Source organism: Neisseria sp. P0018.S001 (genome assembly GCF_051957355.1).
GTDB lineage: Bacteria > Pseudomonadota > Gammaproteobacteria > Burkholderiales > Neisseriaceae > Neisseria > Neisseria subflava_A.
In genome coordinates, this window is record NZ_JBQCWN010000038.1 from 1 (window position 1) to 930 (window position 930).

Consider the following 930-nt stretch of genomic DNA (forward strand, 5'->3'; position numbering starts at 1 on the left):
GTGTTCATCGTCAGTCGGATATTACCCTTATGACCGCCCGCCAATCCTATCATCTTACCTTCGCCCGTTTTTCTCCCTCACTTTCAGTCCGCTCCTTCACCGCCTCCGAAGCGGTCAATACCGCCTACCGTGTCGAAATCACCGCCACATCGACCGATTCCTCTTTGCCTCTGTCTTCCTACCTCAACCAACGCGCAGCATTTGAGATTCGTCCGCAGGAAGGCTTACTGTCGGAAGTGGCCGGGGTGTTCGGGTCTGCTTCAGACGATCCGCCGGCGAAGCAATGGCAGGGCATTATCACCTCATGCGAGAAGTTGTCGGTATCTAAGGATGAAACCGTTTACCGCTTTGTTTTAGAGCCGCGCTTCGCGGCTTTAAAACATTTCCAAACTTCCCGGCTGTTCCAACACCAAACCGTCCCCGACATCGTTACTGCCGTCTTCAAACACCACAGCTTCTCAGGTGTCGACTACCGTTTCCAAAAAAGCCGCAGCTACAGCGTACGCGAGTATGTGACCCAGTATCTCGAAAGCGACTTCGACTTTGTCAACCGTCTGTGTGAGGAAGAAGGCATTTGGTATGCCTTCGAACAGCATGAGCAACATGGCGACGTGGTCGTCTTCGGCGACAGTCCCGAACACTACTTCCGCGACCAAAGCCTGCCCGTTTCCTACCGACCCCATGCCGGGCTGGAAAGCGTCGGTACCGAAGCACTCTTCAACTTAAGCATCCGCCACAACCCCATCGTCGAAGGCATACGCACGGCCGACTACAACTACCGCAGTGCCGATACCGACCTCTTTGCCGAAACCGACAACAAACAGTCCGAAGAATCAGCCGACAATACCGTCTTATTGGGCAAACAGCAGCATTGGGGCCTTCATCCCAAAACCCCCGACGAAGCCCAAGTTCAGACGACCCTGTTGAACG

At 54.4% G+C, this 930-nt stretch carries 1 protein-coding gene; it reads left to right on the forward strand.

Features of this window, described 5'->3' with window-relative positions:
* Window positions 1-29: 29 nt before the first annotated feature.
* The coding region (locus ACTHTJ_RS10680) for a type VI secretion system Vgr family protein (protein ID WP_440362668.1) at window positions 30-930 on the forward strand (901 nt) is incomplete at its 3' end.